The organism is Sphingobacterium sp. DR205 (genome assembly GCF_011064245.1).
GTDB lineage: Bacteria > Bacteroidota > Bacteroidia > Sphingobacteriales > Sphingobacteriaceae > Sphingobacterium > Sphingobacterium athyrii.
This window is the reverse complement of record NZ_CP049333.1, coordinates 5,096,061-5,115,064: the sequence shown is the minus strand read 5'-3', so window position 1 is coordinate 5,115,064 and position 19,004 is coordinate 5,096,061. Positions and strand designations below refer to the sequence as shown.

The following is a 19,004-nucleotide window of genomic DNA, read 5'->3' as shown; positions in this document are numbered from 1 at the left end:
TATGAAACAGCAAAAAAAAGGAAATAATGGACAGCGCTTGAATGCGATGGGGTGGCTATCCCTGCTACAGGTCATACTGCTATTGGTCAGTATTTTTGTCCTCTCCTGTAAACGGGAAAACTTAGATTACACTTTTGACTATAGACCTAATCCAGATGCTGAAAAAGCCTCAAATATACGCTTGGTCAATTTATCCGAGAATGCACAGCTGATTGCTAATGGCGACAGTCTGACAAATTTCTTTGTGCCCCCACAGCGTTCGGGCTATATTCCACCCGAAGAGCTGACGCCACCGGGAACACGTTATTTTCCGAAAGATGGACGCTTGGGGCAGAGCTGGACCGTGCCGCAGGATCTCTTTCAGACCGATGGCACAGTACGTCTTAGGACAACCTTTGTGCCGATACCAAATAAGACCATTGCTTCTCATGATGTCGAATTTACAGTCCACGATTCTTACAACACTCCGAAGGACTATTACCTGCTGATCAATCACGAAAGCAGGGTGCAGAAACCGGATAGGCTGGTGGAGGTACCACGCAGTGTGACAGCTCCGGCACGTCCGGATCATTTTAAAATTCGGATCATTAATTTCGCCAAGAAGCTGATGCCAACAAGCGCTATGGAAGATATTACGGGACCTATTACATTGGCTTATGCTGATGGAACCCCCGTTGGTAATAGCACAACAAAGATTGCCAGTGATACTTGGTCGGATTATGTGGAACTACCCTATGGTACCTATCAGTTTAAACTGTTGACGGATGACGGCCGGCAGATTCCGGCTGTGGGGCATACTTATTACAATACTATTGACCGCTTCAACTCAACCATGGAGATGGGCGGCGGTGCCATTAGCCGAATGTCTTCTGGCCAGACCTATGCACCGGTTCAGACCTTCCAACCCGGTGGTATCTATACTATTGTCGTCCATCCCAAAGAATTTACCTGGACCACGGGTACTGACGATATCCGCGAACTGCAAAATGGTTTCCAGATTATAGCCGATATCAGCGAACCCCTGAATCGGACCTATGCGCAGATACAGCTTGCCAATGCCATTTCAGGACAAGACGTGGTGTTGCAGACTAAGGGCCAGGTTACAGCCGCCACAGGATATGGTAAGGCATCGAACTATCTACGGGTGGTCGGCGGTCAGCAGCATATTGTTATTGAAACAGCTTCAGGACAAGCTTTGGCCGCCATCGATACTGAACTACAGCCCGGACAAAATTACACGGCCTGGCTTTACATGGATCAGGACAAAAAAGCGAAGGCCCTAGTAGCAGCCAATAACTTGGCAGGGACGGTCTATACAGGGAAAGAAGGGGCAGGTAATAATGCAACAATAGACCGGGTCCGGTCCAGCTATATGTTTAATTTCCGTTTCCTGAATTTCTGTGCAGCTTTGCCATATGCCACATTCACCAACGGTGAGGGCCGTCCTTTTGGGACAGGGTCAATGGATAGTGGTGTAAATATGGCTCCTGGAGTTTTAAATATCCTGCAACCTTATACTTCGCTGCTCTATAGTGCCTCCAATGATGTCGGTGGCCCTTATCAGTTTATGGCTTACAGTTCGCTGCCAACACGTATCCCCGGCGATTGGCTGGAACAGGTCAAACCTATGTCCAGTATGCAACTTGTAGCAAACCCAAAACTGTATACTGCTGTCGGGCGTAAAGTTCCACTGCATGAACCAGGGGTATACTCCATTGCGGTGATAGGTGATCTGAAAAGCACCTCCGAAACTCGCAAAGCGAAATTTATGGTAGTAAAACATACGAAATAATCATTTTTATGAAATACAAGATTTTAAATTGTCCCATTTTTGCAGTTATCGCGTTATCGTTTATTTTTTGCGTAGCTAGCTGTACAAAAACCGAATATCGTACTGTCGAAGATCCTGCCTATATCCGGGTATTTAATAATTTGACATATACGCTCACCTTGGATAATAAAGAAGAAGCGCAGCCCTTTTTTTGCATGTTTATTGATCCAGAGTTTGATGCATCGGGCAAACCTATTGGCGGATTGGCGATAGGTGATTTTTTGGATAAACGGAATATTTATGCAGCCCCTAATGCCGCACATGCCGGATTGAGTACTTCTAAATACAACCCCGAATACCCGGGTAAAGAACTGGTACCCACAGCACCTATATTGAATGGTTTTGATTTAACAAATTGGGCACAGGTCTCTGCGGGAAAACGTCGTTTTTTATTTATGGCACGCCCTATCAGCACTGTGCCTTTCGCGCAATTGCCCGATGAGCAGCAGCGCAAAGTATTTCTGGATACAATTATTGATCTGTCCTCCCGTGAAGTGTATACTTTACATATACTGCAGAAAGACTTTAAGACGAAGGAAAACGGACTCTATGTACGTCAGGAGACTTTCCATAAACAGAGCTTTTCGGATACCCTGACTTATGTCAATTTTTATAACCTGAGTGCCAAAGGTTTTCTACAGGCGGACCTTTCACAGAAATTGCCCGTACCGGGGACAACAAGGTCCTTGCGTTATGGTATACGTGATACGATGAATATTTTTATCACGCATATTCAGCCAAGTGTGAACGCTGCCGGAGCGACAGTGCAGCAACGTATTCCAAATTTTAGTTATCAATACGCTGGTCAGATATTGCGTAACATTGGTGCCCCTAAAGTGACGCCTTATTATGGTTTCCCGATCTTCTTGCAGGATAAAAATAAGATTTATTCCAATACCTGGCAATATATCCAGTTGTTTGCGCCTTCCATTGATCCGCGTACCGCAGGATCCTATCTCGAACCGCCATCGGTCCCGGGAGGGCTTACGGAACCTGCTGTTAAAGACGGTACTTTCGGCTATATCCTGATGGATCATGCACAATATTCGCCCAGTTATTATCTAAATACTTTTTTTCCCGGTCTAACAGTCAATGTTCATTCTGGAACAGCTAATCCACGAACTTTCGGTGTAGTCAATAGTATTGAAATCGTCAATGGAAATGCCTTTCTGACCACGGTACAACGTAAATATCCGCAACCTATTTATTAATTATGAGACCTGATATTTTAGCTATAAATCAGCAAACAGTGGGCAGACAGACCGGCGGCATGCGATCGGGCAGTATGAAAATACTATTTTGGCTTGCTTTACTTTTAAACACATTCTTTTTCCATGCATGCAAGAATAAAGATCTTGATCTGTATGTCGAAAGTGACAAATACAGCAATGCAGCGGATTTTATTGGTAACAACTATAATCTGACCTTATTTTATGCTGCATTGAAGCAGGCTGATTTGTTGGATCTGCTCAAAGAGCCTGGGCCTTATACACTGTTCGCGCCAACGAATAAAGCTTTCAATGATCTCGGTATTGTCCGTGCCAGTGATTTCGCGAGCATGAAGCAAGATAGCCTGCGGCAGCTATTGCTTTATCATATTTTGCCGCGCAGGTTGTATACCAGTGATGTACCACCAAATACCATCGACAACAAATATGTTAACATGATGGAAAAAGAACTGTTTATCGGTTATAAAAACCAAAAAGTCTGTGCGGAATGTACGCTAATTTCGGACTTCTATGTTAATGGCTCAAAATCTGTCTTAGCGACGCAGAATATTGTATTGGCGAATGGTGTATTGCATGTCGTTGACAAAGTGCTGAAGTATCATCCAACCATACAAGATGTATTGAATTCCAAACCTGAGTATAGCTTATTTATTGCATTGCTCAAACGTACGGGAGATTGGGAGCGCCTGGGAGCGCCTGCAAATACCACTGTTTTTGCGCCCGATAACGAAGCCTTCGAAAAGGCTGGAATAACAGCCAATGACATCGCTCAGTTGGATCCTGGCAAATATGGCAAACGATTGTCGCATGTTTATCTGCTGTACAACCACTTCTTTCTTTCCGATATGGCAATCTATGGACAGTTACCGGGCTCAGGCTATTACGGAAGTCCTTATTATCGTGCGCGCATCGTGGGTGATGAATTATATTATTTTGGTATTTCCGCCAATACGCCAATGGAACCCTTTATTATTCACAGCCAAGCTCCTGAAGCCAATACGCCACTACGGATCAGTAACTTTCAACCTGGTTATCAAACGGATTATAAAGCGGACAATGGCGTTGTACATGGAATAAACAGCCTTTTGGTATTGCCCGAAGAAGCATTGATTAAGGAATCAACTAAGACAAATCAACGATGAAAAGTAGTTTAAATCAATATATTACGCTTGCAATATTCGCTGTCGTTCTCTTATTTTCCGGCTGTAAAAAGACGGAGTTTATGCCTGACGCAGTGGGAGAAGAGATCCCGGTGCCAACCTATCCTTCGCTGCTAGAAGGACTGCCGGAGAATACCAGTTTGTTTAAAGCAATGTGGCAAAAGGCCGACATGGATAAAGTACTGGCCACCGAACAGGCGCAGGCCAAATTAACCTTTTTGGTTTCGAACAATAGTGCAATGGAAACCGCTGGATATACGGCCGTAAAAATACAGCAGCTAACAAAAGACTCCTTGCAGACTGTATTGCGCTATCATGTACTCAACGGTGCAATCAGTTCCGATCAACTGGCTATGATAGGGCGGGATCTGACTTATTTTACACTATTGAAGCATCCTAAATTTTTGGATGGTGAACCCCGGGATGGTACATTGGTGCGGACGGTACCTTATTTCTATCGGCAGCAACTGAGTATGGACGGAGGAAACTTCATTATCGATGGAAAGAAATTAAAGATTGGGCAGGAACTTGCCGTTGCGCAGGGACATGTTTTTATTATTGAGCAGGTTCTTAAAGCTCCCCAGAAGCAGATGTACGATTTTTTGGTAAAGGACGGCCGTTTTTCCTTGTATTTAAAGTCCATGGAACTTAGCAATACAGAATATGCCAATGATTTTATGATGAATATGTATCCGGGTTTTGGTTTACCGGTTCGTTTTATGCTCGATTGGAACTATTATTTTGAGGGTACTTTTCACTACAGTAGTGAACGGCCTAGACATGTAATCCATTGCACACTGTTTGCGCCGACCGATGCAGCTTTCAACCGGATGGGCATTTATACGGAGGCTGATCTACGGGCATTGAATGGACGGATCGAAACCCCATGGTACTATGAAACAAACCAATTAACTCCGGTGGATAGCCTGCTCAAGTACCAGTATATAGGAGGTGCGAGACTGGAGACAGGTTACAATGAAGATTATTCCATGGTTACGGTCGATGTGCAAATGGACCGTTTTTTAAATAATGCAACTATTTTTTCGCAAATGTTGGACAACAACAGGTTGACTGAATTCAAGAATATCTACCATCGTTTTTACCACGAAGGCAATCGCATCCGGGTTGGTCATGTGAAAAGCAAAGAACAGCCTTCGGACATTATTGAGGAAAATATCAACACCATCCAGGGGCCAGTCCATGTTGTTGATCGGATCATTGTGCCGGATGATTTCAGCATGTGGCACAAGACAAAATAGTACAAAAAGCGTAAACGATTAGACAAAAAGACATGAAATCAATCAACTATCTATACGCCATCTTGGTGATATTATCCCTGGTGAACTGTTCCAAGGATGCGGTGAATCCTACGGCGGCTGTCGAAAAAAATACCTTAAATGATGTGGTTCGGGATAACTTTGGACTGACCTATCTCGCGACGGCACTGTATAAAAGTGGGCTGAATAACATATTGATGCAGGATGGTTCGTATACATTATTGGCCCCATCCGACGATGCTTATAAGGCTGCTGGTTATCAAAATCCAGCGGCAGTATATGCCGAACCAGCGGGCAAGCTCGCCGAGCAAGGAAATTATCATATCTTGAAAGCCCCGGTAGTGTTTACTGGAAAGGCCTTAAAAATGAACCAGGAGGAGGAAACTTTATTGGGTACCAAAGTGTATTGGAGTCGCGTGAAGCGCGGAAAAGATACACTGACGACGATCAATGGTGGGCGACTGCTGCAGGCTGATACCAAAGCTTCTAATGGTGTGATGCAGGTGCTTGACCGTCTATTGGTTCCCAATGTTCACGGCAATCTCAAACAGGCGCTGGCCGCGAATGTGGATCTCAGTCTGTTTTATCAGGCTTTAAAGGTTTCCGGACTGCTGGAATCATTGGCAGGTACAGCGAATTATACAGTATTTGCACTCAATAATACAGCGATAAAACAAATGGGCTATCCCGATCTGGAAGCGATCGAAAAGGCTGACCCCGTAGAGTTGAAAAAACTACTGAGCTACCATATAGCCAAAGAGCGCAAGTTTGCACAGGATTATTTTTTGCTGACGCCTGATGGAACAACGAGTTATACCGAAACGATGCTGAATGAAAAGACCGTGACCATCAACTTGCTTGGTCAATACAATGTACCCAATAGTTTTACGGGGATAACTATTAAAGGCATCGGCAATTCCTGGGCACTAACACCGCTACGTATGGATGTACTTGCGGGAAATGGAGTCATCCATGTAATGGGACATACACTCCAACAATAAGGTGAAAGACTGGGTGTTATTCACGCAGATTTATAAAAAATGTTTACATGAGAACAATCAATAATACAATATATCGTTGGCTAGGGATGCTTATTGCCATATTCCTGCTGCAATTACAGCCAACAGGGATTTTGGCCCAGGAGACTTCGGGGGCTCTGACGGGGCGTGTATTGGACGGTACAAAAACACCGATAGCGGGAGCTTCCATCGAGGCTGTTCACACGTCTTCGGGTACAAAATATACACTTTCAGCAGATAAGGACGGACGTTTTACGATCAATAATATGCGGATCGGCGGACCTTATCGCGTTACGGTTACAGCTGTAGGGCTGCAACCCGATATACGGGAAGATATTTATATCCGTTTGGGGGGAGCCCAGGAGGTTGAGCTGCTGCTGACCGCAGCCAACCAACGGATAGAGGAGGTGGTCGTCAGCGCCCGGACAAGGGGGCAGCGAGCTGATACCTTCGGTGCCGGTAAAAATATCTCGGGTGACCAGATCCGCAATATGCCGACAGTATCGCGTTCAATTACCGACGTTACACGCTTGACACCTCAGGGAAGCCGCGACAATAGCTTTGGCGGAACCAATTTCCGTTACAATAATGTCACCGTGGATGGTGCAATCAACAACGATGCAATCGGTTTTTCGCCTTCTTTGGGTGGGCAGACCGGTACCTCGGGCATGGCGGGGAGCTCGACCCGAACCAATCCGATTTCTATCGATGCGATTCAGGATGTGCAGGTTTATCTTGCGCCCTATGATGTCAAGATCGGGAACTTTACCGGCGGTTCGGTGAATGCTGTGACCCGATCGGGAACAAATAAAATCGAAGGCTCCGTCTATGGTTTTGGCCGCAATGCGTCGTTGACCGGAAAAGATAGGGTCGGTACATTGGGAAAAATGAACAGTGACTTCTACGACTATCAGTCTGGTTTCCGTATCGGTTTCCCGATTATTAAAAATAAACTGTTCTTCTTCAGCAATGAAGAAATCGCGAGCCGGCAGGATCCGACACAGCTTATTGTCGGCACAGCTGAAACGGCTCAGATACTGAGTGTGACGGATGCAGAAAAAATAGCAAATACCGTCAAAGAACGCTATGGTAACTTATTTGACGCCGGGACTGCTGGTTTGTATACCAATTGGAGCAAATCGGTCAAGTTCTTTAACCGTATAGATTGGAATATCAATGCCAAGCATCAGCTGGCGGTCCGGAACAATACCATCCGCAGTTCGGCGACGCATATGGACCGCGACCAACAGGACTTTCGCTTTTCGAGCATGGCCTTCAAACAGACCAATAACCAGAGCAGTACGGTAGCTGAATTGAAGAGCCGGTTTTCAAACAATCTATCCGCCAATGCGGTGATCGGTTATACCATTGTAAATGACAGCCGCGATCCACTTTCAGACCCCACGCTGCCGCAGGTGCAGATTCAGGGGCATACCCCCGGAACGACGATCTACATCGGTACGGACCGCGAAGCAAGTATTTTTGATATGCAGCAGCGTACCTGGGAGTTTACGGCCAATTTAACCTGGAACACAGGAAGACATAAACTGCTGTTCGGTACCCACAACGAGTTGTATAAAATTCGTTACGGCTTTGTCAATAGCTGGAACGGGCGTGTTGATTACAACAGTATCGAAGATTTTGTTAATAACAATCCATATCGTGTGCGCGGTAGCTACAATTATTACAACAATACCCGCGATTATATCCTAGCAAATCCAGCGGCAGATTTTGCTGTGAATATGTACAGTGTGTATGTACAGGACGAGATCAGAATACACGATAGACTGCGGATCACACCTGGGCTACGGGCAGATTTGGCAAGCCTTCCGGAAATGCCCGGACTGAGCGATAAAGTAAAGAGTATTCTCTCAGATCCTAATTTTGGTACGACCTATCTGTATACCCCATTAAGTCGTCTGCGCAATGATTTTATGAATAGGGTACAATTATCGCCACGAGTAGGCTTCCGTTGGGAAGTAACGGAAGATCGCAAACTTGTATTGCGAGGCGGTGCAGGATTGTTTACGGGACGTATTCCTTTTGCGTGGTTGGCTTACGCCTATTACAATACCGGAAATAGTTACGGTGCTTTCGACCAGCGGGCAGATCAAAAACCTTTTGCTCCGGGCAGTGATGCAATACGTCCGAGTGAAAATGGCCTGGCAGATTTTATTGCTCAGAATGGTGCTGTCGTCAATGATCCGAATAGCGGAAAAACGCAGGTCGATCTCGTTGACAATGGATTCACGCTACCACAGGTATTCCGTGCAAGTTTAGGAATGGATTATGAGGTGTCCGGTGACTGGAAGTTTACGCTCGAAGGGATCTATACCAAGAATATCAGTGATGTGTTATTCCAGCAGCTCAACACCTCCGATAATCCACATTGGTATGGTTATGATCGTACGCATCAACAGCCCGTATACAGTGGTACAGTAGATACCCGTTTTTCGAATATTTACTTGCTGAGCAATACCAATCAAGGGTATAAATACAGTGTGACAGGGACGGTGGCGAAGAAATACAAAACTTTAAATGCAACTGCGAGCTACACCTACGGCATGTCAAAAGATCTATCCAATGGGGTGCGGAACTCCATGGAGTCGAATTGGCAGCTTAACCAGTCCCTGATTCCCAATAATCCAAACCTGGCCCATAGCAATTTTGATATCCGGCATCGGATTGTAGCGAGTATCGGTTATGATAAACTATGGCATCGTGCCGGACGGACAAATGTCACACTGTTCTTTTCCGCGCAGTCCGGTTCGCCATTTACTTATGGTATTGTAAACAATAGCATACAGGGATTACCACAGCAGGTATCGCTGGTCTATATACCGACAGCGTCGGAAGCGATTCAATATTTTAAAGACATTGCCGGTGGGCAGACAGCTGCACAACAAGCTGCCGCTTTTAATGCTTTTATTGATGCAAATGAATATTTAAGCGGGCGAAGGGGCGATTTTACCGAACGTAACAAAGCACGTACGCCCTGGAATGTACAGGCCGATCTGCGGCTTGCACATGAACTACCGGTCAATGGAAAGGGACATATCCTGACACTTTCGGCTGATGTGATGAATCTGACCAACTTACTTTACAGGAAATGGGGGGTACAGTACTTTTCACCGAATACATTCAATTCCACCAGTTCGGTGGGACTGACGCAGACGCTGTTTCCACCGCAGCAGAATGAGGGAAATTGGCCTGTATTCGAGTTTCGCAATCCCGGGACACCTTATAGTATTGATTATTTTAATTCAAGAGCTCAGGTACAGCTCGGCCTGCGCTATTCATTTTAGATCCTGATACAGGATGAGGCATCTGGGGCTTTCTTGCTCCAGGTGTCCATCTTACTTAAATAGACAGAAAATTTGGCTACCGGAATAGACAAAAAACAGCATAAGCTGCTGATGGAGTGTATAGATCGACTACTTGAAAGTGAGGCTGATCCACAGGAATGGCTCAAACGCAAAGCGGAACTGGAAGATGCATTTGGAGAATTACTCCGTGCGATACGGCAGGTTGAACAGTCCATTGCTAATTATAAAAATCTGTATGCCGGTATCCGGCCCTTAGCGTCCCAAGCCCATCGAAGGCGGACGAAGAAATCATCAAAATCTTTTCACAAAAATTCTGATAAAGACAATTAACATAAATTTCATTTTATAGGGATTAACAATCGATCCCATAGAAGCGCTGATCTGTGGTCTTCAACTTCATTTTATAATGAAAACTGTCCTGGATAAACGCGAATTTCCCGATTGCCCAGGTGTTCGATACTGCCGCCGATGCTATTTTTTTACTTTACGGCATTTGTTGCTATTATTTTCGGTCAAGCTCTTTTTTAAAACTGCTTGGCGACTGTCCATATCTCTTTTTAAATGCTGAAGCAAAATAGGAAGCCGATGAAAAACCGACACTGCTAAAGATCTCATTGATATGGAGGCCATCTGCCATCAGGCTTTTGGCTTTTTTGAGCCTTCTTTCGACAATATATTCGCTGATGCTACAGTCGAGCAACTGTTTAACCTTTCGATAGAGCTGCACGCGCGATAAGTGAAGTTCGCTGGCAATATCGTCGACGCTCAGCCTTGAATCGGCCAGCTTTGATTCAACAATCGTCGAAAAACTATTGAGAAAGCGTCTGTCGCTCTCGTTAATGCTATCAGACTGTGAAGTATCAAATTGCTCCACAGTGCTGCTATATTTTTCTTTCAGCTGATGCCTCGATTGTAGGATATTGCCAATCCGTACCTTAAGGAGGGCTGCATTGAATGGTTTGGTGATATAGTCGTCTGCCTTCAAAAGGCTTCCCTCAAGCATAGTTTCTTCGTTAGCAAGTGCACTCAACAAAATGACTGGAATATGAGCAGTCTGATAGAAGGTTTTGACATCTTTGAGGATATCTAGGCCACTGCCGTCAGGCAGCATAATATCGGTGAGTACCAAATCTGGGAAATGCGTTTTCATAAAGTTATTGGCTTGACGCGAATCTCTGGCCAATAATAAATTGTAGTCGCTTTCTAAGATAGATCTGAGGTAGTCCCTGATTTCATCGTTATCTTCAACAATTAGGATGCTTTTTGATTTATCAGAATGAAAGGAAAGATTCTTTTCGGGAGACTTTACCTCAGGCTCCAGGTATTCTTGCTGCTTGAATATGGGCTTTATGCCGGATCCATCTTTCAGGAGCTCTTCCTGCTCGTAATGGGCATTGCCTATGGGCATCCGTAGTGTAAAAATCGAACCATGGCCTAATTTGCTGCTGGCCGTGATCTGGCCATGATGTAGCTCGACGATTTGTTTGGCGTAAGCAAGACCAATCCCAGAGCCATTCCTGCTACCTGTTCCTTGATAGAAAGGATCAAAAATATGCTCTATATCGATAGGTGCAATTCCTAAACCATTGTCCAATACGCGTAAGTAGAAGTAATCTTTGAAGCTATTTTCTTCCAATGAAATTTCAATTCTTCCGCTGGCTGCGGTATGTTTTATGGCATTGGAAAGGAGGTTGGATAGCACCTGTTCCATCAGGTATTCGTCAATCCATACTTCTTTTAATATACTTTTGTTAACGTAGCTGACGGATATTCTGTTTTTTTTGAGCAGTGGCTTGAAGCTGTTGATTACCTGTTGTATAAAAGGGTCAATCTGTACTGCTGAAACCTGAAGCTTGATCTTTGCTTTGCTTATGCGATGGATATCGATGAGATCGCTTACCAGGCGTTGCATTTTTTTCGCACTTCGTTTGACACGTGACAATTGGTCTTTGATATCGTCGGCAAGATCCTTCCGTGTTTCGAGATCCTCTATTGGTGCTAGGATAAGAGTGAGCGGAGTTTTGAACTCGTGGGAGATGTTGGTGAAAAAATCGTTTTTAATTTCCGCTGCCTGCTGAATCTGGCTGTTCATCTCAACGATTTGCTTCTGCTGGGACAAGATTTCGCCATTTTTGATTTCGAGATGTTTGTTCTTCTCCCAATTGCTTTTGATGACAATGACGGAAACACCGCCAAACACGACTGCGAGCACCAGACTGACAACAAGGACATTGAGGACAGACTTTTGATTTTGATAAATACGGTTCTGCTCGGTAATAAATTCCTGTCTTTTGTCGATATCTATTTGTTGCTGTTGGATCTTATGGGACTGCAGTGCGAGTAGTTCTGCATTTGTTTTGTCAATAACGGAGGTAGCAAGGATGTTCTCACGTTTATAAGGCTGATTGTTTATTATCGCTAGCGCTATTCGGATTGCTTCAGTACCGCCAGTGGGGTACAACATGGAAGCATACATATGGCCTTGCATAATCTGTTCCAAGCCATTGCCCGGTCCGGGCAGTGCATCTACGCCGATGATTTTAATATCCTTTTTGAGCTGCGCTTCGTCCAGGGCTTTTTTTACGCCCATGGCCATTTGATCATTGAACGTAAAAATGACATCGCTTTGCGCCATCTGACTGATGTGCTTTCGCGTTTCGGCATAGGCTGTGTTTTTTTCCCATCCCCCGTGGATAATACCGCTTATTTGCATGCCAGATGCTGCCAAAATACTTTGTTTAAAACCCTTTTCGCGTTCAATGGAAGCCGATGTCCCCGATAGTCCGGTCACTAATCCGACCTTGCCTTTGCCTTGAAGGACAGTTTGACTATATTGACCAGCAAGTTTACCAATGGCCAGGTTGTCTGCCCCTACGTATGCATTATATTGACCTGAAGAGGTTTTGCGGTCGGTTACGATCACAGGGATATGAAGCTGGTATATGGAATCAACGATGGGAGTAAGCGGCTCCGCCTCATTAGGCGAAACAATCAACAGGTCGATATCTGCTTTGGCAAGTTCGCGTATCTGGTCAATTTGCAGCGCATTGTTGCCATGGGCATCCCGGTATAAGAATTCAATGTCGGGATTAAAGGAGAGTTCGCGTTTCATTTCCTCGAGCATGGTCTGTCTCCAGGCATCATTCCCAATGCATTGCGAAAAAGCGATGACCCGTTTCTTTTTTTGGCTTACTGATTGACAACCCAAAAAAAGGAATAGGATCAATAGGCCATAAACGGTGTGTCTTCCCATGATTTTTTTTCCCTTTACAATCCGAATATACATCATTTCACTTTTTTTAGATAATCAGTATATGGTTAGTGTATTCATTACACTAAAATGGATTGAGATAAATATGTATCATTTTCTATAGGATATGTCTAAAAACTAACAGTTTTAAAAGATGAATTTTTTGTAAAATATTGATATATAAAGGTTTGTTGTGTTTTTAAAAATGTTACATAAATACATGTTTTTGCTGTGTCCAAATTTAAGTTAGCATGAATCCTGAGTTAAATTTGAGTTAATCAATTATAGGGAAAACATGAACAAAAACACCGTATTAGCCTGGTCATTTGTAGTGGCGTTGGGCGGATTCTTATTTGGCTTTGACACAGCAGTGATTTCTGGAGCTGAAAAGGCAGTACAGGAGCATTGGCATCTGAGCGAGTTTCAGCATGGGCTTACAATGGCTATTGCCTTAATAGGTACTGTCGTCGGTGCAGCATTGGGGGCGCTGCCTTCGGATAAGCTTGGCCGCAAGAATACATTATTTGTTGTGGCAGCACTTTATTTTATTTCCGCCATTGGGAGCGCATTGGCGAATGACTGGACTATATTTATTTTATTCCGTTTTTTGGGAGGAATCGGGGTCGGTGTGTCTTCGGTGACGGCGCCAATTTACATTTCCGAAATTTCCCCTGCGGCTTCAAGAGGCAAGTTGGTGGGCCTCTTTCAGTTTAATGTGGTATTGGGAATTCTGATTGCCTACTTATCTAACTATTTTATCGGACAATTGGGGGAAGAATCCTGGCGCTGGATGCTGGGTGTGCAATGCTTTCCATCGCTCCTGTTCTTTATATTGATCTTCTTTATTCCCGAAAGTCCGAGGTGGCTGTTATTGCATAAAAATAATTTGTCCGAAGCAACGAAGATCATGAAAAGAATAAATTCTGAAGATTACGAGCTTGAAATCGAGAAAATTCAGGAATCCAATAATAAGATGGCGGGCGAAGGTAAATTATTTATACGTGAAAATGCCAAGCCGATCTTGTTAGCCCTCTGTTTTGCGCTATTCAACCAGCTTTCGGGTATCAATGCGATTATTTATTATGCGCCGCGTGTCTTTGAGATGGCTGGCCTCGGCTCGCAGAGTTCGCTGCTATCCACAGTCGGTATCGGTGTGATCAATTTTATTTTCACTTTGGTGGCGATCAATTTTATTGATAAGGTAGGTCGCAAAAAATTAATGCTTGTGGGTTCTCTGGGATTGATCGTATCGCTAGCATTGGTTTCGCAGGCTTTCTACACCGGACAGACAACAGGATTCGCCATTACCATCTACCTGATGAGTTTTATCGCTTTTTTCGCCTTCTCGCAGGGAGCGGTGATCTGGGTGTTTATTTCCGAAATTTTTCCAAATGATGTACGGGCCAAAGGGCAGACATTTGGTAGCCTGACACATTGGGTGATGGCGGCAATTATCACTTTTTGTTTTCCGGCACTGACGGAGATTCTTGGCGGTGGAGGCACCTTTCTGATGTTTGCCCTGTTTATGGTATTGCAGCTTATTTATGTAGTGAAATTTATGCCCGAGACAAAAGGACGGTCTTTGGAAGATATGGGGCAGACCATCAATCTGCATTAAGTAGGTATTTGTAAAGGAAATTAAAATAATCAATTCGGTACACTGTTTTGGCACTCAGCCAAAGCGCTGTATAAAAAAGAGTAAATATGAGAAACGGAGATAAATCAATACAAGGTATTTGTTTTGGAGAGGTTCTTTGGGACAATCTACCTACAGGCAAAAAATTGGGTGGCGCTCCTTTGAATGTAGCGTATCACCTGAATAAATTGGGCGTTGTGACGCGTATGCTGACACGCATAGGCCGTGATGAAAATGGAAGCGAACTGCTTTCTGCGTGTGAGCAACTGGGAATTCCGACAACATTTTTTCAGTTTGACGATAGTTTACCCACCTCAACGGTCGAGGTTACGATTGATGCGGAACGCAATGTACAATACGAAATCGTTTATCCCGTTGCTTGGGATAGAATAGCGGTGGATACTGTTGTACTGGAAGAGGTTGAGGTCATAGATTTTTTGGTATACGGCAGTTTAGCCTGTAGAGATGAGATAAGTTTTCAAAGCTTGTTGTTGTTACTGGAAAAAGCACGTTTCCGCGTGATGGATGTCAATCTGCGCGCTCCATATTTCGGTCCCGAAAAAATACATAGCCTTTTAAAATACGCTGATTTTGTGAAAATGAATGCCGAAGAACTGCACATTATTTCGGATTGGAATGGTGCTACAGCTACTTCTACTGATCAGCAGCGTGTAGATCTAATCATGGAGCGTTTTGCAATTCAGGAAGTTATAGTAACGTATGGTGCAGACGGTGCAGTGTATCATTTTAAAAAAGACAATATAAGTTATCATTTTCCAGCATTGAAGGTTCAGGTAGAAGATACGATTGGAAGCGGGGATTCATTTTTGGCAGCTTTTCTGGCCAAGAGGTTTCAGATGCAGGATGGTGTTCAACTTGAGGAAGTACTGGAATTTGCAGCTACGCTCAGTGGTTTTGTGACGCAGAGCAGCGGTGCATGCCCTGCTTATAGTCCTGAAGATATCAACCGCTTCCATTGGCTGAATCCAATCTTTCGCGATAGCAATCTAAAGGTGAAACAATAGCTGTTTATGACAAAAATAAAACCAACAGCGAGACAAATAATCTAATTAATAATCTACTTATAATAACCAATTATGTTTACAAGACAGCAAGTTATGTTGCTCCCGTCTTTGGCGCTCTTTTCGGTAGCTGCTTTCGCGCAGCAGACAGAAATTCGGGGGCGGATTTCGGACAGCGGAACAGCGGCTCCTATCGCTGGAGCGTCATTAGTGGTCAAGGGAACCACTCAGGCAACCAAATCGAATGAAAAAGGGGAATTTGTGTTGCAGGTAGCGGGTAACAAAGGTACTTTGGAAATAACCTATGTAGGCTACGAACCTCAGACTATGTTATTGGGGGATCGGAAATTTTTGGATATCCGATTGATCAACACCGAAAAGGGACTTGATGAAGTGGTTGTTACAGGCTACCAGACCGAGCGCAAAAAGGACCTGACTGGGGCGGTGAGCGTCGTCAATGTGACAGAAATGATGAAAGCGCCTGAAAATAATCCAATGAAAGCACTTCAGGGACGCGTGGCAGGTATGACGGTAACCTCTGACGGTAGTCCCAGCGGAGCTGCCACGGTACGGATGCGCGGTATCAGTTCGATCAACAGTAGCCAAGATCCACTCTATGTCATTGATGGGGTACCTACGCAAGGCGGGATGCATGAGCTTAATGCTAACGACATCGAGAGTATTCAAGTCCTGAAAGATGCCTCATCAGCAAGTATCTATGGATCACGCGCAGCAAATGGCGTTATTGTGATTACAACCAAAAGAGGAAAAATCGGCGCAACAAAGCTTACAGTTGATGCCTATGCAACCAGTACACATTTTAACAACCGGATGAAGGTGCTTAACGCCCAGCAGTATGGACAGGCACTATGGCAGGCTACGATTAATAGCGGTGGTAATCCGAACAGCAATAATATTGGTTATCAGTTTGAGTGGAACAATGACGCTAATGGTCTGCCACAGCTAAACAAGGTCGTTATACCACAATATATCGACCGCGAACATACCATGTATGCCGCAGATACGGATTGGTTCGATGAAGTTTCTAAACCAGGTCTGCTCCAGTCCTATAATGCCACTTTGAGTTCGGCGACGGATAAGTCGAGTTCATACTTCTCGTTGGGTTATCTGCGTAATAACGGAACTCTTCGTTATACGGATTTCCAGCGCATATCAGCTCGGATGAATGCCGATTACAAACTTTTTGATGGTAAGCTGGTTGTTGGGGAGAATTTTACGGTCAACAATACAGGCGAGGTACAGGTACCCGGAGATGTACTTGATCTATCCCTGAAAGCATTGCCTATCATACCAGTACATACTGTTGACGGCATTGGTTGGGGCGGTCCAGCGCTGGGAATGAACGATCGCCATAATCCGGTACGCCTGCTGCATGACAACAGAAATAATAAATACAACTATTGGCGGTTATTTGGAAATGTCTATGCCGATTTGCAGCTTATTAAAGACTTGCATCTCCGGACAAGCTATGGGATAGATTACGGTAATTATTATAAACGTAACTTGCAAGTTTCCTACCTTTCCGGGTTTATGAGCAGCGATAGAAGTGCTGTCAATATGGAACAGTCACATGGAATGAAATGGACTTGGTCGAATACGGCAACCTACCGAAAAGAGATCGCTAATCATACGATAGACCTATTGGCTGGTGTTGAAATGAATCGTCAGAATGATATTAATTTTAACGCATATACCGGTGGTGATGGGGCTTTTTCTATCGAAACGCCTGAGTATATGTGGCCTGGCGTAAGCACTGGAATTGCTGCTGTCGGTGGTACCTCGACAGGCTTTTCGCTCCTCTCTTATTTTGGAAAGGCAAACTATTCTTTTGATGACCGTTATTTGGCTTCCTTTACAGTGAGACATGATGGCTCTTCCCGTTTTGGCAAAAATAACCGCTTTGCAACCTTTCCGGCTGTAACAGCGGGCTGGCGGATTTCATCCGAACGTTTTATGGCGAATACCAAAGATTACATTTCTGATCTTAAATTACGTGTGGGCTGGGGGCAGACTGGTAATCAGGGGATTGGTAATCTAGCGACTTATGCACTTTTTGTGCCTGAGTATGGGGTTGGTGACCCAACTTGGAATATCGTCGACGGTACTGCTTATGATCTTTCGGGTTCGGGAACCGGAATCTTACCTTCGGGATACCGGAAAATTCAGACAGAAAACAACGACCTGAAGTGGGAAACTACGACACAGACCAATATCGGTTTGGACTTCACGCTGTTTGGCCAAAGTCTTTACGGGTCAGTTGATTGGTATGTCAAAGCAACAAAAGATATGCTGATTAATCCCGCCTATATTGGTGTTGTAGGTGAGGGTGGTTATCGCTGGGCCAATGGGGCTTCGATGGAAAACAAAGGCCTGGATTTTACTGTGGGATACCGCAATAAGACCGCTTTTGGGTTGGATTATGATGTGACCGCTGTCTTATCGTCGTATAAAAACAAGGTAACTCACTTGCCTGTAGCCGTTGAAAACTCCTACGGTGGACGCCAGGGGGATAATATTATTGGTAGACCGTTGGGTTCGTTTTATGGTTATGTAACCGATGGGATCTTTCAAAATCAGATGGATGTTGACAATCATGTCAACCAAACCGGGAAAGGGATAGGGCGATTGCGCTACGTAAATGTGTATGATGCAGATCAGCAAATTACAGACATGGACCGTACCTGGATTGGAAACCCACACCCTGATTTTTCCTATAGTTTGAATATCGCACTGAAATATAAGGGCTTCGATCTTTCAGCCTATTTTCAGGGGGTGCAGGGGATTGATGTTGAAAATTGGCTGAAAAAACAGACTGATTTTTGGAGTGTAGATGATGTAAACTCCAACAAAGGTGTGCGCCTGCTCAATGCTTGGACACCGCAGAATCCAACTTCGACAATTCCAGCATTGCAGACGACAAATAATAATGATGAAGGCCGACTGTCCAATTATTTTATTGAAAACGGATCCTATCTGAAACTTCGAAACCTGTCCATTGGATACACGTTACCCACAGCAACCGCTTCTCGTTTGCGGATGAGCCGGTTACGCGTCTACCTTACGGGACAGAATCTGTTTACTGTCAAATCGAAGAATTTTACAGGTGTAGATCCAGAGAATGTAGGCTGGGGCTATCCTATCCCTACGACATGGACCGCGGGAGTAAATATTGGCTTTTAGCAAAAAGTAACCGAGAATCCTTAGATAATGGACAAAGGAACCAAAAGAATAAT

The 19,004-nt window shown here is 44.4% G+C and carries 11 protein-coding genes; 10 read left to right on the top strand and 1 reads right to left on the bottom strand.

The window, feature by feature from the left end; genetic code table 11:
- Nucleotide 1: 1 nt before the first annotated feature.
- From G6053_RS22015 to G6053_RS21985, 7 genes are all read left to right on the top strand, one after another.
- On the top strand, nucleotides 2-1,792 hold the full coding sequence (locus G6053_RS22015; RefSeq protein ID WP_165308496.1) for a hypothetical protein: 1,791 nt from the start codon (nucleotides 2-4) through the stop codon (nucleotides 1,790-1,792).
- An 8-nt stretch (nucleotides 1,793-1,800) separates the two neighbouring features.
- Nucleotides 1,801-3,042 carry a hypothetical protein gene (locus G6053_RS22010; RefSeq protein ID WP_165308495.1) on the top strand — a complete coding sequence of 414 codons (1,242 nt, stop codon included), beginning with the start codon at nucleotides 1,801-1,803 and terminating at the stop codon, nucleotides 3,040-3,042.
- 2 nt (nucleotides 3,043-3,044) lie between these two features.
- Complete coding sequence (locus G6053_RS22005) at nucleotides 3,045-4,202, top strand: fasciclin domain-containing protein (RefSeq protein WP_165308494.1); 1,158 nt, start codon at nucleotides 3,045-3,047, stop codon at nucleotides 4,200-4,202.
- Nucleotides 4,199-5,479: a fasciclin domain-containing protein gene (locus tag G6053_RS22000; protein ID WP_165308493.1), complete on the top strand. Its 1,281-nt coding sequence runs from the start codon at nucleotides 4,199-4,201 to the stop codon at nucleotides 5,477-5,479. Before G6053_RS22005 ends, G6053_RS22000 begins: the two co-directional genes overlap by 4 nt.
- A gap of 32 nt (nucleotides 5,480-5,511) precedes the next feature.
- The gene (locus G6053_RS21995; protein ID WP_165308492.1) at nucleotides 5,512-6,498 is read left to right on the top strand and encodes a fasciclin domain-containing protein; all 987 of its coding nucleotides are present in this window, start codon (nucleotides 5,512-5,514) and stop codon (nucleotides 6,496-6,498) included.
- Nucleotides 6,499-6,545: 47 nt separating this feature from the next.
- Nucleotides 6,546-9,821, top strand: coding sequence for a carboxypeptidase regulatory-like domain-containing protein (locus G6053_RS21990; protein ID WP_165308491.1), 3,276 nt, complete (start codon nucleotides 6,546-6,548; stop codon nucleotides 9,819-9,821).
- 111 nt (nucleotides 9,822-9,932) lie between these two features.
- On the top strand, nucleotides 9,933-10,172 hold the full coding sequence (locus tag G6053_RS21985; RefSeq protein WP_165308490.1) for a hypothetical protein: 240 nt from the start codon (nucleotides 9,933-9,935) through the stop codon (nucleotides 10,170-10,172).
- 172 nt (nucleotides 10,173-10,344) lie between these two features.
- Here G6053_RS21985 and G6053_RS21980 read toward each other — a convergent pair whose 3' ends face one another.
- Complete coding sequence (locus G6053_RS21980; protein WP_165308489.1) at nucleotides 10,345-13,095, bottom strand: substrate-binding domain-containing protein; 2,751 nt, start codon at nucleotides 13,093-13,095, stop codon at nucleotides 10,345-10,347.
- A 292-nt stretch (nucleotides 13,096-13,387) separates the two neighbouring features.
- On the opposite strand from G6053_RS21980, the gene G6053_RS21975 reads away from it, so the two are divergent.
- From G6053_RS21975 to G6053_RS21965, 3 genes are all read left to right on the top strand, one after another.
- Nucleotides 13,388-14,710 carry a sugar porter family MFS transporter gene (locus tag G6053_RS21975; RefSeq protein WP_108635659.1) on the top strand — a complete coding sequence of 441 codons (1,323 nt, stop codon included), beginning with the start codon at nucleotides 13,388-13,390 and terminating at the stop codon, nucleotides 14,708-14,710.
- Between the two features lie 86 nt (nucleotides 14,711-14,796).
- The gene (locus G6053_RS21970; RefSeq protein WP_165308488.1) at nucleotides 14,797-15,753 is read left to right on the top strand and encodes a carbohydrate kinase; all 957 of its coding nucleotides are present in this window, start codon (nucleotides 14,797-14,799) and stop codon (nucleotides 15,751-15,753) included.
- Nucleotides 15,754-15,825: 72 nt separating this feature from the next.
- Complete coding sequence (locus G6053_RS21965) at nucleotides 15,826-18,951, top strand: TonB-dependent receptor (RefSeq protein ID WP_165308487.1); 3,126 nt, start codon at nucleotides 15,826-15,828, stop codon at nucleotides 18,949-18,951.
- The last annotated feature ends 53 nt before the right edge of the window (nucleotides 18,952-19,004 follow it).

Bases quoted from the DNA above. Each gene is read 5' to 3' on its own strand.
- G6053_RS21995 (WP_165308492.1), top strand. From the start codon at position 5,512: ATGAAATCAATCAACTATCTATACGCCATCTTGGTGATATTATCCCTG.
- G6053_RS21970 (WP_165308488.1), top strand. From the start codon at position 14,797: ATGAGAAACGGAGATAAATCAATACAAGGTATTTGTTTTGGAGAGGTT.
- G6053_RS22010 (WP_165308495.1), top strand. From the start codon at position 1,801: ATGAAATACAAGATTTTAAATTGTCCCATTTTTGCAGTTATCGCGTTA.
- G6053_RS21980 (WP_165308489.1), bottom strand. From the start codon at position 13,095: ATGGGAAGACACACCGTTTATGGCCTATTGATCCTATTCCTTTTTTTG.
- G6053_RS22015 (WP_165308496.1), top strand. From the start codon at position 2: ATGAAACAGCAAAAAAAAGGAAATAATGGACAGCGCTTGAATGCGATG.
- G6053_RS21985 (WP_165308490.1), top strand. From the start codon at position 9,933: ATGGAGTGTATAGATCGACTACTTGAAAGTGAGGCTGATCCACAGGAA.
- G6053_RS22005 (WP_165308494.1), top strand. From the start codon at position 3,045: ATGAGACCTGATATTTTAGCTATAAATCAGCAAACAGTGGGCAGACAG.
- G6053_RS22000 (WP_165308493.1), top strand. From the start codon at position 4,199: ATGAAAAGTAGTTTAAATCAATATATTACGCTTGCAATATTCGCTGTC.
- G6053_RS21990 (WP_165308491.1), top strand. From the start codon at position 6,546: ATGAGAACAATCAATAATACAATATATCGTTGGCTAGGGATGCTTATT.
- G6053_RS21975 (WP_108635659.1), top strand. From the start codon at position 13,388: ATGAACAAAAACACCGTATTAGCCTGGTCATTTGTAGTGGCGTTGGGC.
- G6053_RS21965 (WP_165308487.1), top strand. From the start codon at position 15,826: ATGTTTACAAGACAGCAAGTTATGTTGCTCCCGTCTTTGGCGCTCTTT.